We start from the raw sequence: 15,064 nt of genomic DNA on the forward strand, positions 1-15,064 counted from the left end.
CGCCAAAATCTCCATGCCTTGCGACATCGATGGCGTGAACCACCACGAAAGCGCAAATTTCAGTCCATGCCGAAGCTATCTTAGCGCATATGCCCACTTGGGGGGGATCGGCCGCCGTCTCGCCTTTCGCCAATCTTCAACGTCGCAGGAACAAGCGGAGCGCTGAAAACTGCGAATCTCCCCCCTCGTGGCCCCTCGTGGGGGAGATGTCCGGCAGAACAGAGGGGGGCGCGAAGGATCTCGACAGACCGGCTCTATGCCGCTCATGGTGACGACGTCGTGTGGCGCTGTAAGTCCTTACGCCCGCTGTTTCTGAGCGGCCAAACGAAATACCGCGATGACGGTCACCGGTATCGCCAGAAGCGCGAATTTGGTGACGATCAGCGCCGAGGCGAAGGACAGCGAGTCCGGATTGGCCGACAGGGAATCGGAGAGCATGCGGGCCACGGCGATGTTCTGCGCATAGTCGGCAAGCGTGTAGGGCAGCACCAGGACGAGCGCGAACAGCGACTGAAGCTTGGCGGACAGAGCCCGGAAGTTCTTCAGCCGCCGCCCGGCGGCCAGGATCAGGCCGACCAATGTCAGCGACAGCAGCGCCGGGAACAGCAGGTCGAAGGTCAGATAATGCCAGACCAGGATGATCTCGCTGCCGCGCCGGCCGAGCGCCGTCAGCCAGGCCATGCCCTCGTCCGGGGTGAACCCGGCAAAGCGCAAATCGAGCGACGGCAGGCCGCCGCTCAGCTGGCGGAAATAGAGGAACTCCATCGCCGTCATGGCGACGAAAACCGCCGCGCAGACAAAACAGAGCGCGGCAGCGTGGCGCGACAGCCGCAGCATCATTGCCGTCAGGCTTCGTGCGATCTGGTTAGGCTCCGCCGGGGTAATTCGGGCTTTCGCGGGTGATCGTGACGTCATGGGCGTGGCTTTCACGAAGTCCGGCGTTGGATATGCGTACAAAGGTGGCGCGGTCGCGGAAATCGGCAAGGTCGCGCCCGCCGACATAGCCCATAGCGGCTTTCAGGCCGCCGGCAAGCTGGTGCAGCACGCCGGACACAGGTCCTTTGTAAGGCACCTGGCCTTCGATGCCTTCCGGCACCAGTTTCAGCGTGTCGCGAACCTCGGCCTGGAAATAGCGGTCGGCGGAGCCACGCGCCATGGCGCCGACCGAGCCCATGCCGCGATAGGCTTTGAACGAGCGGCCCTGGTGCAGATAGACTTCGCCCGGGCTCTCGTCGGTGCCGGCCAGCAGCGACCCGATCATCGCGGCACTGGCGCCGGCGGCGAGCGCCTTGGCGAGATCGCCGGAATATTTGATGCCGCCGTCGGCGATGACCGAGACGCCCGATTTCTGCGCCGTCTCGACCGCCGACATGATCGCCGAAAGCTGCGGCATGCCGACGCCGGCGACGATGCGGGTGGTGCAGATGGAGCCGGGGCCGATGCCGACCTTGACGGCATCGGCGCCGGCATCGATCAGCGCCAGCGTGCCTTCTGAAGTGGCGACGTTGCCGGCCAGGATGCGAACCGAATTGGACAGTTTCTTGGCCCGCGTCACCGCATCGAGCACGCGTTGTGAGTGACCATGCGCGGTGTCGATCACCAAAAGGTCGACGCCGGCATCGATGAGCCGCTCGGCGCGCTCAAAACCGTCATCGCCGACGCTGGTGGCGGCCGCCGCGCGCAGGCGCCCCTGCACGTCCTTGGTGGCGTGCGGGTTGAGCTGCGACTTCTCGATGTCCTTGACGGTGATCAATCCGACGCAATTGCCGCCGCTATCGACCACGACCAGCTTTTCGATGCGGTGCTGGTGCAGGAGCCGCTTGGCCTCTTCCTGATCGACGTTCTCCTTGACCGTGATCAGGTTCTCACGGGTCATCAGTTCGTAGACTTTCTGGGCCGGGTCGGAGGCGAAGCGCACGTCGCGGTTGGTCAGGATGCCGACCAGCCGGCCGACCGTGTGCCCGCCAGCGCCGCCATTCTCGACCACCGGAATGCCCGAGATGCTATAGGTGCGCATCAGCCCAAGGGCGTCGGCGAGCGTCGCATCGGGGCCGATGGTGACGGGGTTCACCACCATGCCGGATTCGAATTTCTTGACTTGCCGCACCTGCTCGGCCTGCTCGGCCGGCGAGAAATTGCGGTGGATGACGCCGATACCGCCGGCCTGGGCCATGGCGATGGCAAGACGCGCCTCGGTGACGGTATCCATGGCGGCGGAGAGGATCGGCACGTTGAGGTCGATGTCGCCGGCAATGCGGGTGCGGATATCGGTTTCGCCGGGCATGACCTCGGAATGACCCGGCTGCAGCAGCACATCGTCAAAGGTCAGCGCCAATGCGCCCGTTGACGTTTCGATAATCTTTGCCATGGCCAGCCCTCGGAATGCATGAAAAGCGCTGGACCGGGTGGACAGCGCCGACTCGTCTTCTTCCCTTTCAGGATTGGCGCTGGCTCGTAACACGTCCCGTCGCCGTTGAAAAGCCGATTGCTTGTGCACGACAGCGCTGCAAACTCAGCTTAATGCCTTTGGCCGGTGACGGATGGCGACCGGCATTCACCGCTGGTGATTGGCGAAAGCCGAAGCGGCCGCCTCGCCGACGGCGCTGCTCCGGAGTTTTGTTGGGCATGCCCGGTGCCAGGTCGCACAAATGTGACAGCAAGTTAAGGCGACATCCAACGCAACCCGTGGTAACCGCCCTGCCTGTCGGCTTGCCCCGGTCGGCAACAATCGAATCCGGACGCGCTCCATGAACCGCACCATTCCGCTTATCCTGGCGGTCGCCCTTTTCATGGAAAACATGGATTCGACCGTTATCGCAACGTCGCTGCCGGCGATCGCCGTCGACCTCCAGACCAGCCCGGTGGCGCTCAAGCTGGCGCTGACCGCCTATCTGGTGTCGCTGGCGGTGTTCATTCCGATCAGCGGCTGGATGGCCGACCATTTTGGCGCCAAGGCCGTGTTTCGCGCCGCAATCGCGGTGTTCATCGTCGGTTCGATTGCTTGCGCGGTGTCGAATTCGCTGCCGGCCTTCGTGGTCTCACGCTTCCTGCAAGGCATTGGCGGCGCCATGATGACGCCGGTGGGACGGCTGGTGCTGGTGCGCGCCACGCCGAAGAGCGAGCTCGTCGCCGCGATGTCGTGGCTGACCGTTCCGGCATTGCTCGGGCCGCTCGTCGGGCCGCCGGTCGGCGGTTTCATCACCACCTATTTCAGCTGGCACTGGATCTTCCTGATCAATGTGCCGATCGGGCTGATCGGCATCTGGCTGGCCACGCGCTTCCTGCCGGAGACCGAAGCGGCGCCGACGCCGCCGCTCGATTTCATCGGCTTCGTGCTGAGCGGGCTGGCAGCATCGGGCATCGTTTTCGGCCTGTCGGTGGTCAGCCTGCCGGCATTGCCGCCGATTGCCGGCTTCCTCACCGTGGCTGTCGGGCTGGTTTCAGCCGTGCTTTACCTCCCGCATGCGCGCCGCGCCAAAAATCCGCTGCTGGCGCTCGAACTGTTCCGCAACCAGGTGTTCCGCGCCTCGGTCCTCGGCGGCGGGCTGTTCCGCATCGGCATCGGCGCCGTACCCTTCCTTTTGCCGCTGATGTTCCAGATCGGCTTCGGGCTGACGCCGTTCCAGTCGGGAATGATCACCTTCGTGGCGGCGATCGGCGCCATCGGCATGAAATTCGTCACCGCGCTGATCTTCCGGGTCGCCGGCTTCCGCCGCGTGCTGATCTTCGGCTCGCTGATCGCGGCGGCGTCGATTGCCATCAACGGCCTGCTGACGCCCGAGACGCCCTATCTGCTGACCCTCGCCATCTTGCTCGCCGGCGGCTTCATCCGCTCGATGTTCTTCACCGGCATCAACGCGCTTGCCTATGCCGAGATTTCGACCGCCGACACCAGCAGGGCAACGCCGATCGCCGCAATGTTCCAGCAGCTGTCGATCGCGCTCGGCGTGGCGCTGGCCGGCGGCGTCCTGGAAGTGTCGACGACAATCGATGGCGGGGCGCTGACGCTGAGCGACTTCCACGTCGCGTTCTTCATTGTCGCGGCGGTGTCGGCCGCTGCATCGCTGTCATTCATGCGGCTGGCGCCCGATGCCGGCAACGCCGTATCGGGACATGGCGGGCTGACGGCGCCGAAGACGCTGGGGGTGTCTGGTCCGCAGGGCGGTTGAGGGCGGGCGGTGCAGAACCTTTTGGTGCCGGCGGGACAGCGCCCCCCTCTGTCCTGCCGGACATCTCCCCCACTTGGGGGGAGATTGGCAGCTTCGTCGGCCGCACCTTCTTCCTCAGCGTAGGCGATTGGCGAAAGCCGGGATGACGGCCGATCTCCCCCCAAGTGGGGGAGATGTCCGGCAGGACAGAGGGGGCGCAAAGGATCGCTACAGAGCGGTTTTACCCTGCCCCGCTTCCGCCTTTAAAATCCTTCGCCAGCAGATAAAGCTCCACCGACTCGTCGCGCGAGGCCGGCGGTTTGACGTGGTGGACCGAGCGGAAGTTCTGCTTGAGCCTGGCGAGCAATTCGTTCTCGGCGCCGCCCTGGAAAGTCTTGGCGAGGAAATGGCCGCCCGGCTTCAGCACCGAGAGGGCGAAATCGGCGGCCACCTCGCACAGATACATGGTGCGGATGTGATCGGTCCGGCGATGGCCGGTGGTGGGTGCGGCCATGTCGGACAAAACGATGTCCGGTTGGCCGCCGAGCGTTTCGGCGAGCTTTTCCGGCGCCTGTGGGTCGAGAAAATCCATCAACAGCACCGGCGCGCCGGGCACCGCGTCCATCTCCAGATAGTCGATGCCGACGACATGCGGGTGTTCGGCCGTCGATTTCGTGCGCGCGGCGGCGACCTGGCACCAGCCGCCGGGTGCCGCGCCAAGGTCGATGACTTTCATGCCGGGCTTGAGCAGATGGTGCTTGTCGTCGATCTCGATCAGCTTGTAGGCCGCGCGCGAGCGGTAGCCGTCGGCCTTGGAACGCTGGACATAGGGGTCGTTGATGTGGCGCTGCAGCCAGCGGCGCGACGATTCCTTCAGGCCGCTTTTCTTCTTGATCCGCGTCTTCAGCACGCGAATGCCGGCAGAGCCTGGTTTTTCCGGTTTCCTGGTCATTGCCTGACTTCTTGTTTGAGCATGATATTTTCCGAAAACCGGCTGCCACTTTTCGCTGACGCGGTCCTGCGGTTCGGGATCATGCATTCTGGTCTGAGCATGATCTTTTCCGAAAACCGGCTGCCACTTTTCGGGATCATGCTCTGCCACGCCCATTGCTGCGCCAGACACCGTCGTCGGCCATCAATTCGCTCAATATGCCCTCGCGCAGGCCGCGGTCGGCGACGCGCAGCCGCTCCGACGGCCACACCGCGCGGATCGCTTCCAGAATGGCGCAGCCGGCCAGCACCAGATCGGCGCGATCGGCGCCGATGCAAGGATTGGCGACGCGCTGCTGAAAATCCCATCCGACCAGTTTTTCGACCATGCGGTCGACGCTGTGGCGGTCCATCCACAGCCCGTCGACGCGGCGGCGGTCGTAGCGGTCCAGGTCGAGGTGGACGCCGGCCAGCGTCGTCACCGTGCCCGAGGTGCCGAGCAAGTGGAATTTCGGGCTGGCGAGCACATGGCTCAGCCGGTCGCGCCCGTCGAAGGCGTGCAGGCGCACAGCCACATCCTCGACCATGGCGGCAAAGATCTCACGGGTGACGGCGCGGCCGCCGAAGCGCTCGGCCAGCGAGACGACGCCGACCGGCAGCGACGTCCAGGAGACGATGTGGTTGGCGAGCCTCGGCGAGCGGTGGCCGGTGAGATCGATCAGCGCGATTTCCGAGGAGCCGCCGCCGATATCGAACAGGACGACGCCTTGCGTGTCGCGGTCGACCAGCGAGCCGCAGCCCGACACCGCCAGCCGCGCCTCGGTCTGGCGGTCGATGATCTCGAGTTTCAACCCCGCCTCGCGCTCGACGCGGTCGAGGAACTCGGCGCCGTTGGCGGCCGTGCGGCAGGCTTCGGTGGCGATCAGCCGGGCCTTCCTGATCTTGCGGTTGCGCAATTTGTCACCGCAGATCTTCAGCGCCTCGACCGCACGGTCCATCGCTGGCTGCCCGAGCCGGCCATTGGCGGTGAGGCCCTCGCCCAGCCTGACGATGCGCGAGAAAGCGTCGATGACGCGGAACTGGCCGTGGCGCGTCGGCACCGCCACCAGCAGCCGGCAATTGTTGGTGCCGAGATCGAGTGCCGCAAACACCGGCAGTTCCTGCAGCGGCGGGCGGCGAGCAGCCGGCTCCGGCCGGCCTGGCGCAACCGAAGGCAAGGGCGCGACGATCGCCGCGGGCGGGCGGCTGGCTGGAGCGCTGACAGCAGCCACCGCCACTCCGGCCGCAGCGAGGCGAGCGTCGTCGCGCGCGAAAACCTTGCGGCCGCGCCGACGTTTGCGCCGCTTCCTGGTCTTAGCCTTCTGGCCATTCTGATGCTGGGACGCGTCGCCTGCCTGTCCGTGACCGGACCAAGGCTGCACCGGGCGGCCATTGTGCCGGCCGGCGGGTGGGCTCGCCTGACCCGAAGGCGGCGGCGAAGCCCTGGACACGCCCACTTCCGGCGCGCCGGCGCCGGTGTCGTGGTCTTCCACTTCAGTTCCTTCCGCGCCGCGCGAACCGGAGACGGGACGCAGCAGGCGCTTTCACGTGTTCCAAGTTGACGCCAGACTAGCAGCGCCGGGCCGGATCACCAAGAGCGCAGGGGTCGAATTTTGTCGCTGGCATTGTCTCGCCGCTCCGCTCGTCCCGATGATGGCGGGACAGCGCCCCCCCTCTGTCCTGCCCTCTTTGCCAAAACTTGGCATCTCCCCCACTTGGGGGGAGATCGGCCCTCACCGCCGCTTTCGCCAATCCCTACCGTCGCAGAAACGGGCGGAGCGCCAAAGCTGCCAATCTCCCTCCTTGTGGGGGAGATGTCCGGCAGGACAGAGGGGGGCGCGAAGGATCGCCAGCCTTTCCTTCTCCCGCAGCAACGCGCCTTCGCAGTTGAATAGCCGGCTTCGATAAGGCATTTCTGAAATGGCGGGGATGAAACATTCGAAATCGCGGGCAGAGTTCCTGACGCGAACCGAACGGGCAACGGGGCTGCAACGCATGATCGTCACGCCATGAACTGGAGGCGTTATTTCTGGCCGGTCGTCGGCGTTGCGGCGGTCGTCTTCTCGCTATGGCTGCTGCTGCACGAACTGCGTGGCATCTCGCTCGACGACGTCTGGGACGGCATCGTCGCCATCCCTGCCCGCGGCTGGGTGCTCGCCGCTTTGAGCTCAGTCATCGCCTATGCGTCGCTGGCCGGCTACGATCACATCGCGCTCCTGCATATCGGCAAGAAGGTGTCGTGGCTGTTCGTCACCCTGTGCTCCTTCACCACCTACGCGCTGTCGCACAATATCGGCGGCTCGGTTTTTTCAGGCGCGGTGATCCGCTACCGCGCTTACGGAACCAGGGGGCTGACCGGACAGGACGTCGGCATTCTGGTGGCGATCTGCTGGATCACCTTCGTGCTGTCGACGGTGTTGGTTTCAGGCATCGTGCTGGTGCTCGCACCGGAGATCGTCGACCGTTTTTCCGGCACGCCGCATCATCGGCTTTCGCAGGCGGCGGGGCTCGCGATGCTGCTCGTGGTGGCGGCCTATGTCTTCGGCAGCTGGCTGCATCTCAGGCCGCTGAAGATCGGAAGGTTCCAGGTCCATTATCCGGCGCTGCCGATCGTCGCGCGGCAATTGCTGGTCGGCCCGATCGAGCTGCTGGCGGCGGCGGCGATCATCTTCTTCGCCCTGCCTGAAGCTGGCAATCCCGGATACTTCGTCGTGCTCGGCGTCTTCCTGATGTCGTTCTCGGTCGCCCAGATCTCGCATGCGCCGGGCGGGCTCGGCGTGTTCGAGGTCGTCTTCCTGACCGGCCTGTCGCATATGGACCCGGTCGGCGTGCTGGCAGCACTGCTGGTGTTCCGGCTGTTCTACCTGATCATCCCGCTGGTGATGGCGCTCGGCGTCGTGCTGTATTTCGAGCACTCGCAGCTCGGGCGAAGGGAGAATTGAGGGGCGCCGCCCCTCTCCGCTTGTGGGAGAAGGGAGAGCCCTCGCCCCGGAATGGGCAAGAGTGAGCAAGTCAAAACCTGAGGCAATCGCGCCGATTGAAAAGCCTTCGGCAGGCTTGACTATTTTCCGGCGGCGGCTACAAGGCACGCGCGGCGCCATCGTCGCCCTGCCGCGTGGTTTTCAACAGCCGCGCCTGCTGGGGAATAGGTTAACGGTAGACCCACGGACTCTGACTCCGTTAGTCCTGGTTCGAATCCAGGTTCCCCAGCCAACAGTTTCCGCAATTAAATCAGCCCTTATGCAGAACAATCGCGACCGAAACGTGTTGCATGGGTTTTCCTGCCCTGTAGCGCGCAAACCCTTGCATTCCGGGCATGTCCCGCCCCGTCCCTTTCTGTCCGTGCAACACGATTGCAACACGGATCAGCCAATTTGTTCCCGCCATGTTCCTATAGAGAGCGCGCCTTCGCCGGTCGCCAATTCTTTTCCTGCGACTGTCGGCAGGTCCGTGCGACAATCCCGCCGGGGAATCAACGCGAGATTTCATACATGACAGAAACTGAGCACTCTAAAACGCCGATGATGGACAGGGATAGCGCGGCTGCATTAGTTTACCACGATCTCAAAACGTCTCAGCGCGCGACTTTCCAGGTTGCCGCCGAGTGGGGTCGTTGGTTGACCGCGTCGCTGGTGCTAGTCCATTCTGGTGCGCTGTTCGGCATGTTTTCGTTGCTGAACAATCCAGCCAGCCAACCTGCGACGCTGGAAGCATTCAAAGCCCCGGTCTGGTGCTTCGTGGCTGGCCTTCTGATGGCGCTGGCATCGGGTTTCTTCGCTTAGATCAACTGGTCGATGCACTCGTTCAATTACGCGTCCTCGGCACGATACGATATGCTTTGGGACGCTGAGAAGTGGATCGATCCTCCACACTTCCAAAGGGCGTTGGACATCACGAATTGGGGCAGCATCGCTTGCGTTTGCTTTCTGCCCTATCCATTGCGGCGGGCGCGGCTTTGATCCTGCATGGGGACTATCTAGCTGCCATATTCGGAATTTGATCCCGCCCATAGACCGCCACCGTGAGGCGGCGGAGTCTCTGGGCTCATTTGGGCGTGTTAGAACCAGCGCTCCCGGCGCTGGTCGCCGGCCACAAGAACAAGGCCCAACAGCAAGCCTACAGCCGCGCCCAGCATGAAGGCGGACGATACCGTGCCAGGATTTTCTTGAGCGACACCGGAAGCAGTAGACGCCCTTTTGCGAAGTGCTTGCGTTGTCCGAGACACGCTATCGGCCGCGCCCTCATACCAACCAGTAGCTTCCTCGACCACCTCTTCAGCGTGCTCCGCGAGCGTCCGATTGATCTTGTTGATCTCGCGTTTCAGTTGCGCAACTTGCTTCTCCAAGGCCTCCTGCGCTTCGCGCTGCCTCTCCGTCGGCTTTGCGTCTTCGTTTGGGTCGTCGGCCATTGTGATCTCCCTTTTGGGTGGGGGCTCAACGGCCGCCGCCGCGTATGGTTCCTCAGCGACAAAAAGCCCGCCACCTTGAAGGCAGCGGGCTAGCAGCGGCAGAGTTTGCCGCCCGTCAGTGACGCTCTGCCGGTGCTTCGAGAAACTCCATGAAGTTCTCAACCACCTTGTAGATCGGCATTGACCGCGCATTGCATCCGCGAAGGATGGCGGGCGGCGATCTTGACAAATTTTGAAGCTGGGAAGCGGGCGCCGTATGACCGCACTCTGCTTGACCTTCAGGCAGCGCTCGAATGGGCCGGCGTCGAGTTCATCCCCGAGAACGGCGGCGGCGCCGGTGTGAGGTTGCGGAAATGAAGACGAGCGGATTTGACTCGCTAAATTCGTCCGGAAGCGTACAGAAGCATCGTCGCCATCCAACAGAACGGGCGCTGGCGCTTGGAAGAGTCGATCACGCTTTCGCCCCACGCGAGGGATAAAGCGATGTCATTTGACGATCATCTCGACTCCGAGCAACTCGCCACGCTGGCAAAGGTTCTCAAGGACTATTGCACAGAGGCAGGAATTCCCGAAGGCCATCCGGCGTGGGAACACTTCGGCCGGCGGCTCATGAGCCTATTCCAGTCCGGGATACATCATCCCGATGAACTCACGTCCAAAATGAACACTGGCTACGAGGATTGGCTAGGCGAGATCGGCGCTACCGGTCCTTTCATACCGCCCAAACTATCGTCCGAGGACCGTCTAGTAGGTGACAATATCTTGCCAGGATCGGACCGCAGAGGCAGGCCAGCGGTCGGCATCACGGCTTAGCTGACTTCGCCATCCGACAGATGATCTGTTTTGCGTCTAGGAGGTGCGTCGGGTCCGCTGTCGACGGCTCCAAAAGCGCGAACGTTGCGCAACTGGACACTTCCGGGAGACAGCGGACTCAAACTGGGGCCAAGAGGGGACAAGGCCCTTTATGATCCCTATGCGGGGATCATTGTGATAACACCGGGCGGGTAACAAACGTTCCGTCGGCTGAATGATATATATATCCGGCCGCTTATCATTTCTTCACCTTCGGCGTGATCTCTTCGACCCGCACTTTGTCGCCGATCTCTCTGCCAGCGCCTTTGCCTTGTCCTTGGTGGTCAGCACCGCGCGCCAATGCGGCTTTTCGAACACGCTTACGATGTAGGTTGTCGTCGTCGGCATCTGCGGCGGAACTTTCCTTTTGATGGATGCGGCGCAAAAGATTTTGGGATCGAGCGAGAATGCGCCGGCTCTCCTCCATGACGGATCGCATCTCCGCAATCGTGGCCCGCCTGGCATCAACCTGCAACCGCGACCTCTCTACGTACACGTTGTCGATTTGCCACGGATCCATTGCCGTAACTCACGGCGCCTAGCGTTTTCGAGTTAGAAATCGGGCTTCCCGCATAAGTGACGGCCAGTCGGGCCCCAGAAGAGCGATAAGCTCGCGAGCCTGCTCTTCGGTTATATTCGCCTCTTTAACCAAGCGCTGAACGATAGAGTCGTCAGGGGCCCCGCTGGGTGTTCTGTCCCTATCGTCAGCCATCGGAAAAAATCCTTAGGTAGCATAACGCGACCATTTGGACTGAGTTCCTCCACAATGGCTTCCGCGATCACGGGATTACTCGGATCTCCCCAAGCTCGGTAGTATCAAGGCGGCGGACGCCAATCCGCTAGGCCGGCGCCCGGCAAGGCAATCTACCCCAACGCCCCCCCAAGTGGCGGTCAGCCCGCTCGTTCGAAAGTTGGCTTCCAGTCGCGATTGCGCGCCCGCTGCTGGCCTTCGTAGTGAAGAACACCTGCCGTCGATCACGACCGGCAGCCTTGCAGTTTGAGCAGATAAAGAGCCCGACCAGGTCGTCATGCATCGAGCCGTGGTCACGGCCGAGCCTGTCAATCAGCGCCTGGATGTCGAGCTTCCTCGATTTGCAGCACATCGGGTGCGCACAATTGGTGTCGCGGGCGGCTAGGGTGTCGGCGAGGGTCTTTTTGGGCATGGCGATCTCCGTTGAGGGCTCGCCGCAACGGGGAGGAATATAATCCTGAAAACGAGGGCGTCGGCAATAGGGGACGCCCACTCTTTGACATTGGGTTGATATTAGCTCAGGGGCCTCATTTCTTTCGGCCGGACTCTTTGCAACCTTCTCGCTATCGTGTGCGGCAACGGCGCGGCGTCTTGAAGCATCCGCTTCATCGGCTCGTTGCGTTTTTCGTCAGTGTGAGCACGATAATGGAACGTCCAAAATCCATATCGGAGATGATCGAGCGCTACGACAGCGATTTTTACGAGCCGATAGGGCGCTTGATAATGCAGTTTGGATTTCTGAAATTCCATATCGATCATTGGCTGTCCGCGCTTGGCGCCGACCAACCGAAGCTGCGGAAAGCGAACAACTTGAATAACAAAATCACTCTGCATGGTCAGATCATCGACCAACACACCACCGAACCGAATGACCTTGCCGAGCGCGATCGCCTCGTCCAGCAGATGCGCGAACTCAACACGTTTCGCAATCGTGTCGTTCACGGTCCGTGGAGCGCATACCTCGTAGAAAAGAAGGCTTGGCAGAAACTCTCAGTCAACCGGCAAAATGCAACACACCAATTCTTTGAGGTGACTGCCGATGTAATTCGGGCGGCTGCTAGCGACCTCGCGAAAATCCAGGTAGAGGCGTCTCACTTTGCCTTTGGCTTTCTAGTACCGAAAAAGGCATAGCAACGAGCGCGGCAGGCGACAAAAGACTAACGGCTGGGTAGCTCTGGCTACTTGCGCACGATCCATTCCAGCAAGTCAGGATCGACGTCATCGCTCCCGGTAAAGTCGCTGATCAAAAGCGCGGCAACCGACCGCCATTTGTCTTCGGGGATATTCTCTTCGATCACGGTTTTTATGAAGGCGCTGCGCAGGATATCGCAGTCAAAAACCGATACCTGGGCGCCTGCCTGGGCTTTCGCCATCTCAGCCCTCCTGCCTCTAGGGCGGAAGCACTGCCAGCTCCCCAGCGTCCGCGATGCCTCTATTCGGTACGGACGACGTTGGGATTGTACGCTTTATTGCGAATTTCGCGAGTCCGGCCTCGCTCAATCTGGCGCGGCCTTCAATTCTCTTCCCGGAAATCCTGCAGCGATGCGTGCCGAAGATCCTCCTCGCCCCTTAGATGCTTCACGCGGGCCTTGATGCCCCGGCTTGACCCACTGCGTTGCCGGCCGCTTTGGCATATCCTTGGGCGGTGGCCCGGCATGTTCCTGCACGCGGCTTCCACAACCGCTCCCGCATCTCGCGGTTGACGCTCACAAACGCACTGCCGACATATTTCCTGGTGCCTGGCTCAGCCATCAGAGCAACGCCGGCTGCCCCTCTCGCGTTGAACTCCGAGAGGCTCGAACTCGCTTTCGGTGAAGGACTTGGTTTTCAGCCAATTGGTGGTCGGACCGCTGCGATATTTGCTGTCTCGACGCTTCGATACCATCCCCTCCAGGCCGGTAGCGTCGATCAGATGATAGATCGCATTAGCCTCGCCTGGCATCGTCTCGCTGAACTGGATTCGACTATCAGACCCAATAAGGCCGGCCAGGATTTCCCGCCGATCCTCAAGTGCCACGTCGCGCAAGTCGTGGCCGTTAAGATGCAGCAGATCGAACGCGACGAAATAGAGGTCGTGCTGGCGCCTCGTGATTGCCTTGCGCAGCGCGGCAAAATCCGAAGGCCAGCGTCATTTAAGACGACGACTTCGCCGCCGATGATGGCGTTCTGTACGTTGAGACCTTTGGCTGCCTCGACCAGATCGCGGTATTTGGAGGTCCAGTCGAGTCCGCGGCGGGTGAAAATGCGCGCACCGCCGGCGCCGATAATGATTTGGGAGCGGTAGCCGTCGAATTTGGCTTCATGCATCCAGTCATCGCCTTGACGCGGCTTGGCCACCAAGGTTGGCATCATCGGAGGAATGAACTCTAGTCGGCCAGCGCCGGCACTCACTCGTTTACGCACGGAATCGAGTCTAGGCCCGTCCTATCTGGTGGCTAGGGGAACGGATCATGATCATTTGCTAAATTAGCAATGATGCATGAAACGGCTTATTATTCGTCCCAGCCGGAGGACACGCCCACACCCCGCCGGTTAGGCCCGACGGTCGGTTGCCTACTCCGCAGCGGCTGTCGGGCCGTCCCTATCACAGTTCGGGACAATCAACGTGGGCCGAGACCCCGCAACCGGGATCAAGGCAAGCGCCACGGGCCGCCTGCGAAGGACGAAGCAGAGCATTTCGAGTTCTGCCCCGTGTGTGGCCAAACGTTCGACAAGCGAAACCTTGGCGAGGTGCTGCATCATTATCTTCCCGACCATGAGCCGTTGAAGCTCGATGAATAGGTGAGTTGGCTTTCGCATACGGCTGGGGTCATCCAGAATAGTTGGCGGTCCCGACCAGGCGGTGCGGGAATCGATTGCGGATGCGCTCGTTGAAGAAGCGGCCCTTGGCGAATGCGGCTCGGAACTCGGCGAAGGTCTCCGGCGGCACATCCTCAAACTGGTAGCATTTGCCGCTGGCCACGAACCACACTGAGAGGGTCCTACGATCCGGATCGTATTCCGTTTTGCTTATCGAGGTGGACGGCATGACGTTCACGCCTTGGTTCGGCGCGGAATTGTGGCCCCGTTGGTTCCCAGCACGGCAATTTAAAAATCGGCCAGATGACCCATGCAGCTAGGGGGTTTCGTCCCGACCAGCCTTACCAATCGCCTCAAGCAATGAAGCTAGGGTTGGCGGCAGTTCTGGTTCGACCTCCAGCCCAAGCAGCTTATGTACGTTACGACGATTGTCTTCGGTGCCGATCAATTCGCGAACGGCATCGGCAAGGGTCTTATGGCCCGCTGCATCACGCTTTGCCATGTCTGCATGTCCCAACCCCGCCCGAGCCGCAACTCGCAGGTCACGGAATGGTTCCGTTAGGGGTCAGGAATGTTTGGGACCTAGTGGTCAAAATCCAACGCTTGGTACCCATACCGGCGATTGCCAGAGTGTCCCTGTGTCGGGGTGGAGAGCGGACGTTTCTAGCGGTATTGTTTTCGCATGCTGATGCTCGCTGCTGTGCTCGATCTTGCCTTCGCCGCCTTCCATCTAGGATTTTGGCGGCTTTTCGGATGGCCGGCCCGGCTGAAGGGTTCGGGCAACCTAAACGCAGCAATCACTCAAACTCTGAATGTCATGCTGACGTTCACCTTTGTGTCTTACGGCGCAACATTGCTTTGGCTTTGGTACCGGGGGCTAATTTGGCCGCCACTTCTGTTTTTCGGAGCCGCTTTCTGGGCCATTCGCCTGGCTGCACAGTTCGCGCTCTTCGATATGCGGCATTGGCAATCCAAGCTGATCTCGACAGTCTTCGCCGTCTCGGCTTCTGCCCATGCCCTCGCAGGGTTATAGGAGGCAGAACAGCAAATGTCGGCTTCTGGTCGATAGTGTTGAAGAAGTCGGCGATGAAGCCGTGGATCCACTCGCACCGAAGCGTCTTGATTAAGGTCGACGCG

16 protein-coding genes, 1 tRNA gene and 2 pseudogenes are annotated in these 15,064 nt (G+C 61.7%); 8 read left to right on the forward strand and 11 right to left on the reverse strand.

Annotation, left to right across the window (positions count from 1 at the left end; translation table 11 throughout):
- Window positions 1-297: 297 nt before the first annotated feature.
- On the reverse strand, window positions 298-840 hold the full coding sequence (locus tag AC0L15_RS32430; protein WP_473498342.1) for a hypothetical protein: 543 nt from the start codon (window positions 838-840) through the stop codon (window positions 298-300).
- A 25-nt stretch (window positions 841-865) separates the two neighbouring features.
- Complete coding sequence (gene guaB / locus AC0L15_RS32435; protein ID WP_287193598.1) at window positions 866-2,368, reverse strand: IMP dehydrogenase; 1,503 nt, start codon at window positions 2,366-2,368, stop codon at window positions 866-868.
- A gap of 379 nt (window positions 2,369-2,747) precedes the next feature.
- Between guaB and AC0L15_RS32440 the strand changes: the two genes are divergently transcribed.
- On the forward strand, window positions 2,748-4,169 hold the full coding sequence (locus tag AC0L15_RS32440) for an MFS transporter (protein ID WP_473498344.1): 1,422 nt from the start codon (window positions 2,748-2,750) through the stop codon (window positions 4,167-4,169).
- Between the two features lie 220 nt (window positions 4,170-4,389).
- On the opposite strand, the gene AC0L15_RS32445 is transcribed toward AC0L15_RS32440, so the two are convergent.
- Window positions 4,390-5,100, reverse strand: a complete 711-nt coding sequence (locus tag AC0L15_RS32445) for an RlmE family RNA methyltransferase (protein WP_091591623.1) — start codon at window positions 5,098-5,100, stop codon at window positions 4,390-4,392.
- A gap of 136 nt (window positions 5,101-5,236) precedes the next feature.
- Entirely contained in the window at window positions 5,237-6,610 is a 1,374-nt protein-coding gene (locus tag AC0L15_RS32450; protein ID WP_287247627.1) for a Ppx/GppA phosphatase family protein, read from the reverse strand.
- 516 nt (window positions 6,611-7,126) lie between these two features.
- Between AC0L15_RS32450 and AC0L15_RS32455 the strand changes: the two genes are divergently transcribed.
- The 3 genes from AC0L15_RS32455 (at window position 7,127) to AC0L15_RS32465 (ending at window position 8,899) form a co-directional block, all read left to right on the forward strand.
- Entirely contained in the window at window positions 7,127-8,059 is a 933-nt protein-coding gene (locus tag AC0L15_RS32455) for a lysylphosphatidylglycerol synthase domain-containing protein (protein ID WP_287247629.1), read from the forward strand.
- A gap of 197 nt (window positions 8,060-8,256) precedes the next feature.
- Window positions 8,257-8,330: transfer RNA gene (locus AC0L15_RS32460), tRNA-Gln, on the forward strand.
- 278 nt (window positions 8,331-8,608) lie between these two features.
- Window positions 8,609-8,899 (forward strand): hypothetical protein, encoded by a 291-nt coding sequence (locus AC0L15_RS32465; RefSeq protein WP_156941597.1) that lies wholly within the window; start codon window positions 8,609-8,611, stop codon window positions 8,897-8,899.
- Window positions 8,900-9,174: 275 nt separating this feature from the next.
- Here AC0L15_RS32465 and AC0L15_RS32470 read toward each other — a convergent pair whose 3' ends face one another.
- Window positions 9,175-9,525 (reverse strand): hypothetical protein, encoded by a 351-nt coding sequence (locus AC0L15_RS32470; RefSeq protein ID WP_287247632.1) that lies wholly within the window; start codon window positions 9,523-9,525, stop codon window positions 9,175-9,177.
- A 216-nt stretch (window positions 9,526-9,741) separates the two neighbouring features.
- On the opposite strand from AC0L15_RS32470, the pseudogene AC0L15_RS32475 reads away from it, so the two are divergent.
- Both AC0L15_RS32475 and AC0L15_RS32480 read left to right on the forward strand, forming a co-directional pair.
- A pseudogene (locus AC0L15_RS32475) lies at window positions 9,742-9,882 on the forward strand (XRE family transcriptional regulator); the annotation flags it as partial.
- 126 nt (window positions 9,883-10,008) lie between these two features.
- Complete coding sequence (locus tag AC0L15_RS32480; RefSeq protein WP_287066052.1) at window positions 10,009-10,338, forward strand: hypothetical protein; 330 nt, start codon at window positions 10,009-10,011, stop codon at window positions 10,336-10,338.
- 238 nt (window positions 10,339-10,576) lie between these two features.
- Here AC0L15_RS32480 and AC0L15_RS32485 read toward each other — a convergent pair whose 3' ends face one another.
- Window positions 10,577-10,897 (reverse strand): hypothetical protein, encoded by a 321-nt coding sequence (locus AC0L15_RS32485; protein ID WP_287247634.1) that lies wholly within the window; start codon window positions 10,895-10,897, stop codon window positions 10,577-10,579.
- A 319-nt stretch (window positions 10,898-11,216) separates the two neighbouring features.
- Window positions 11,217-11,540 (reverse strand): hypothetical protein, encoded by a 324-nt coding sequence (locus tag AC0L15_RS32490; protein ID WP_473498347.1) that lies wholly within the window; start codon window positions 11,538-11,540, stop codon window positions 11,217-11,219.
- Window positions 11,541-11,773: 233 nt separating this feature from the next.
- Here AC0L15_RS32490 and AC0L15_RS32495 point away from each other — a divergent pair, with 233 nt between their 5' ends.
- Complete coding sequence (locus tag AC0L15_RS32495) at window positions 11,774-12,259, forward strand: hypothetical protein (RefSeq protein ID WP_473498349.1); 486 nt, start codon at window positions 11,774-11,776, stop codon at window positions 12,257-12,259.
- 47 nt (window positions 12,260-12,306) lie between these two features.
- On the opposite strand, the gene AC0L15_RS32500 is transcribed toward AC0L15_RS32495, so the two are convergent.
- From AC0L15_RS32500 to AC0L15_RS32515, 4 genes and pseudogenes are all read right to left on the reverse strand, one after another.
- Entirely contained in the window at window positions 12,307-12,501 is a 195-nt protein-coding gene (locus tag AC0L15_RS32500; RefSeq protein ID WP_023803155.1) for a hypothetical protein, read from the reverse strand.
- Between the two features lie 371 nt (window positions 12,502-12,872).
- Window positions 12,873-13,480 (reverse strand): annotated as a pseudogene (locus AC0L15_RS32505) (ATP-dependent DNA ligase).
- 457 nt (window positions 13,481-13,937) lie between these two features.
- Window positions 13,938-14,156: a KTSC domain-containing protein gene (locus AC0L15_RS32510; RefSeq protein WP_287247638.1), complete on the reverse strand. Its 219-nt coding sequence runs from the start codon at window positions 14,154-14,156 to the stop codon at window positions 13,938-13,940.
- An 87-nt stretch (window positions 14,157-14,243) separates the two neighbouring features.
- Window positions 14,244-14,429, reverse strand: a complete 186-nt coding sequence (locus AC0L15_RS32515) for a hypothetical protein (RefSeq protein WP_128170739.1) — start codon at window positions 14,427-14,429, stop codon at window positions 14,244-14,246.
- Between the two features lie 180 nt (window positions 14,430-14,609).
- Here AC0L15_RS32515 and AC0L15_RS32520 point away from each other — a divergent pair, with 180 nt between their 5' ends.
- A complete protein-coding gene (locus AC0L15_RS32520) occupies window positions 14,610-14,960 on the forward strand; it encodes a hypothetical protein (RefSeq protein WP_023803159.1) in 351 nt (116 codons plus the stop codon).
- The last annotated feature ends 104 nt before the right edge of the window (window positions 14,961-15,064 follow it).

Source organism: Mesorhizobium sp. WSM4846 (assembly GCF_055811415.1).

What these genes read in the sequence shown, in the direction of transcription:
- AC0L15_RS32440 (WP_473498344.1), top strand. Translation starts at nt 2,748, where the DNA reads ATGAACCGCACCATTCCGCTTATCCTGGCGGTCGCCCTTTTCATGGAA.
- AC0L15_RS32485 (WP_287247634.1), bottom strand. Translation starts at nt 10,897, where the DNA reads ATGGATCCGTGGCAAATCGACAACGTGTACGTAGAGAGGTCGCGGTTG.
- AC0L15_RS32515 (WP_128170739.1), bottom strand. Translation starts at nt 14,429, where the DNA reads ATGGCAAAGCGTGATGCAGCGGGCCATAAGACCCTTGCCGATGCCGTT.
- AC0L15_RS32470 (WP_287247632.1), bottom strand. Translation starts at nt 9,525, where the DNA reads ATGGCCGACGACCCAAACGAAGACGCAAAGCCGACGGAGAGGCAGCGC.
- AC0L15_RS32455 (WP_287247629.1), top strand. Translation starts at nt 7,127, where the DNA reads ATGAACTGGAGGCGTTATTTCTGGCCGGTCGTCGGCGTTGCGGCGGTC.
- AC0L15_RS32445 (WP_091591623.1), bottom strand. Translation starts at nt 5,100, where the DNA reads ATGACCAGGAAACCGGAAAAACCAGGCTCTGCCGGCATTCGCGTGCTG.
- AC0L15_RS32490 (WP_473498347.1), bottom strand. Translation starts at nt 11,540, where the DNA reads ATGCCCAAAAAGACCCTCGCCGACACCCTAGCCGCCCGCGACACCAAT.
- AC0L15_RS32510 (WP_287247638.1), bottom strand. Translation starts at nt 14,156, where the DNA reads ATGCCGTCCACCTCGATAAGCAAAACGGAATACGATCCGGATCGTAGG.
- AC0L15_RS32500 (WP_023803155.1), bottom strand. Translation starts at nt 12,501, where the DNA reads ATGGCGAAAGCCCAGGCAGGCGCCCAGGTATCGGTTTTTGACTGCGAT.
- AC0L15_RS32480 (WP_287066052.1), top strand. Translation starts at nt 10,009, where the DNA reads ATGTCATTTGACGATCATCTCGACTCCGAGCAACTCGCCACGCTGGCA.
- AC0L15_RS32495 (WP_473498349.1), top strand. Translation starts at nt 11,774, where the DNA reads ATGGAACGTCCAAAATCCATATCGGAGATGATCGAGCGCTACGACAGC.
- AC0L15_RS32465 (WP_156941597.1), top strand. Translation starts at nt 8,609, where the DNA reads ATGACAGAAACTGAGCACTCTAAAACGCCGATGATGGACAGGGATAGC.
- AC0L15_RS32520 (WP_023803159.1), top strand. Translation starts at nt 14,610, where the DNA reads ATGCTGATGCTCGCTGCTGTGCTCGATCTTGCCTTCGCCGCCTTCCAT.
- guaB (WP_287193598.1), bottom strand. Translation starts at nt 2,368, where the DNA reads ATGGCAAAGATTATCGAAACGTCAACGGGCGCATTGGCGCTGACCTTT.
- AC0L15_RS32430 (WP_473498342.1), bottom strand. Translation starts at nt 840, where the DNA reads ATGATGCTGCGGCTGTCGCGCCACGCTGCCGCGCTCTGTTTTGTCTGC.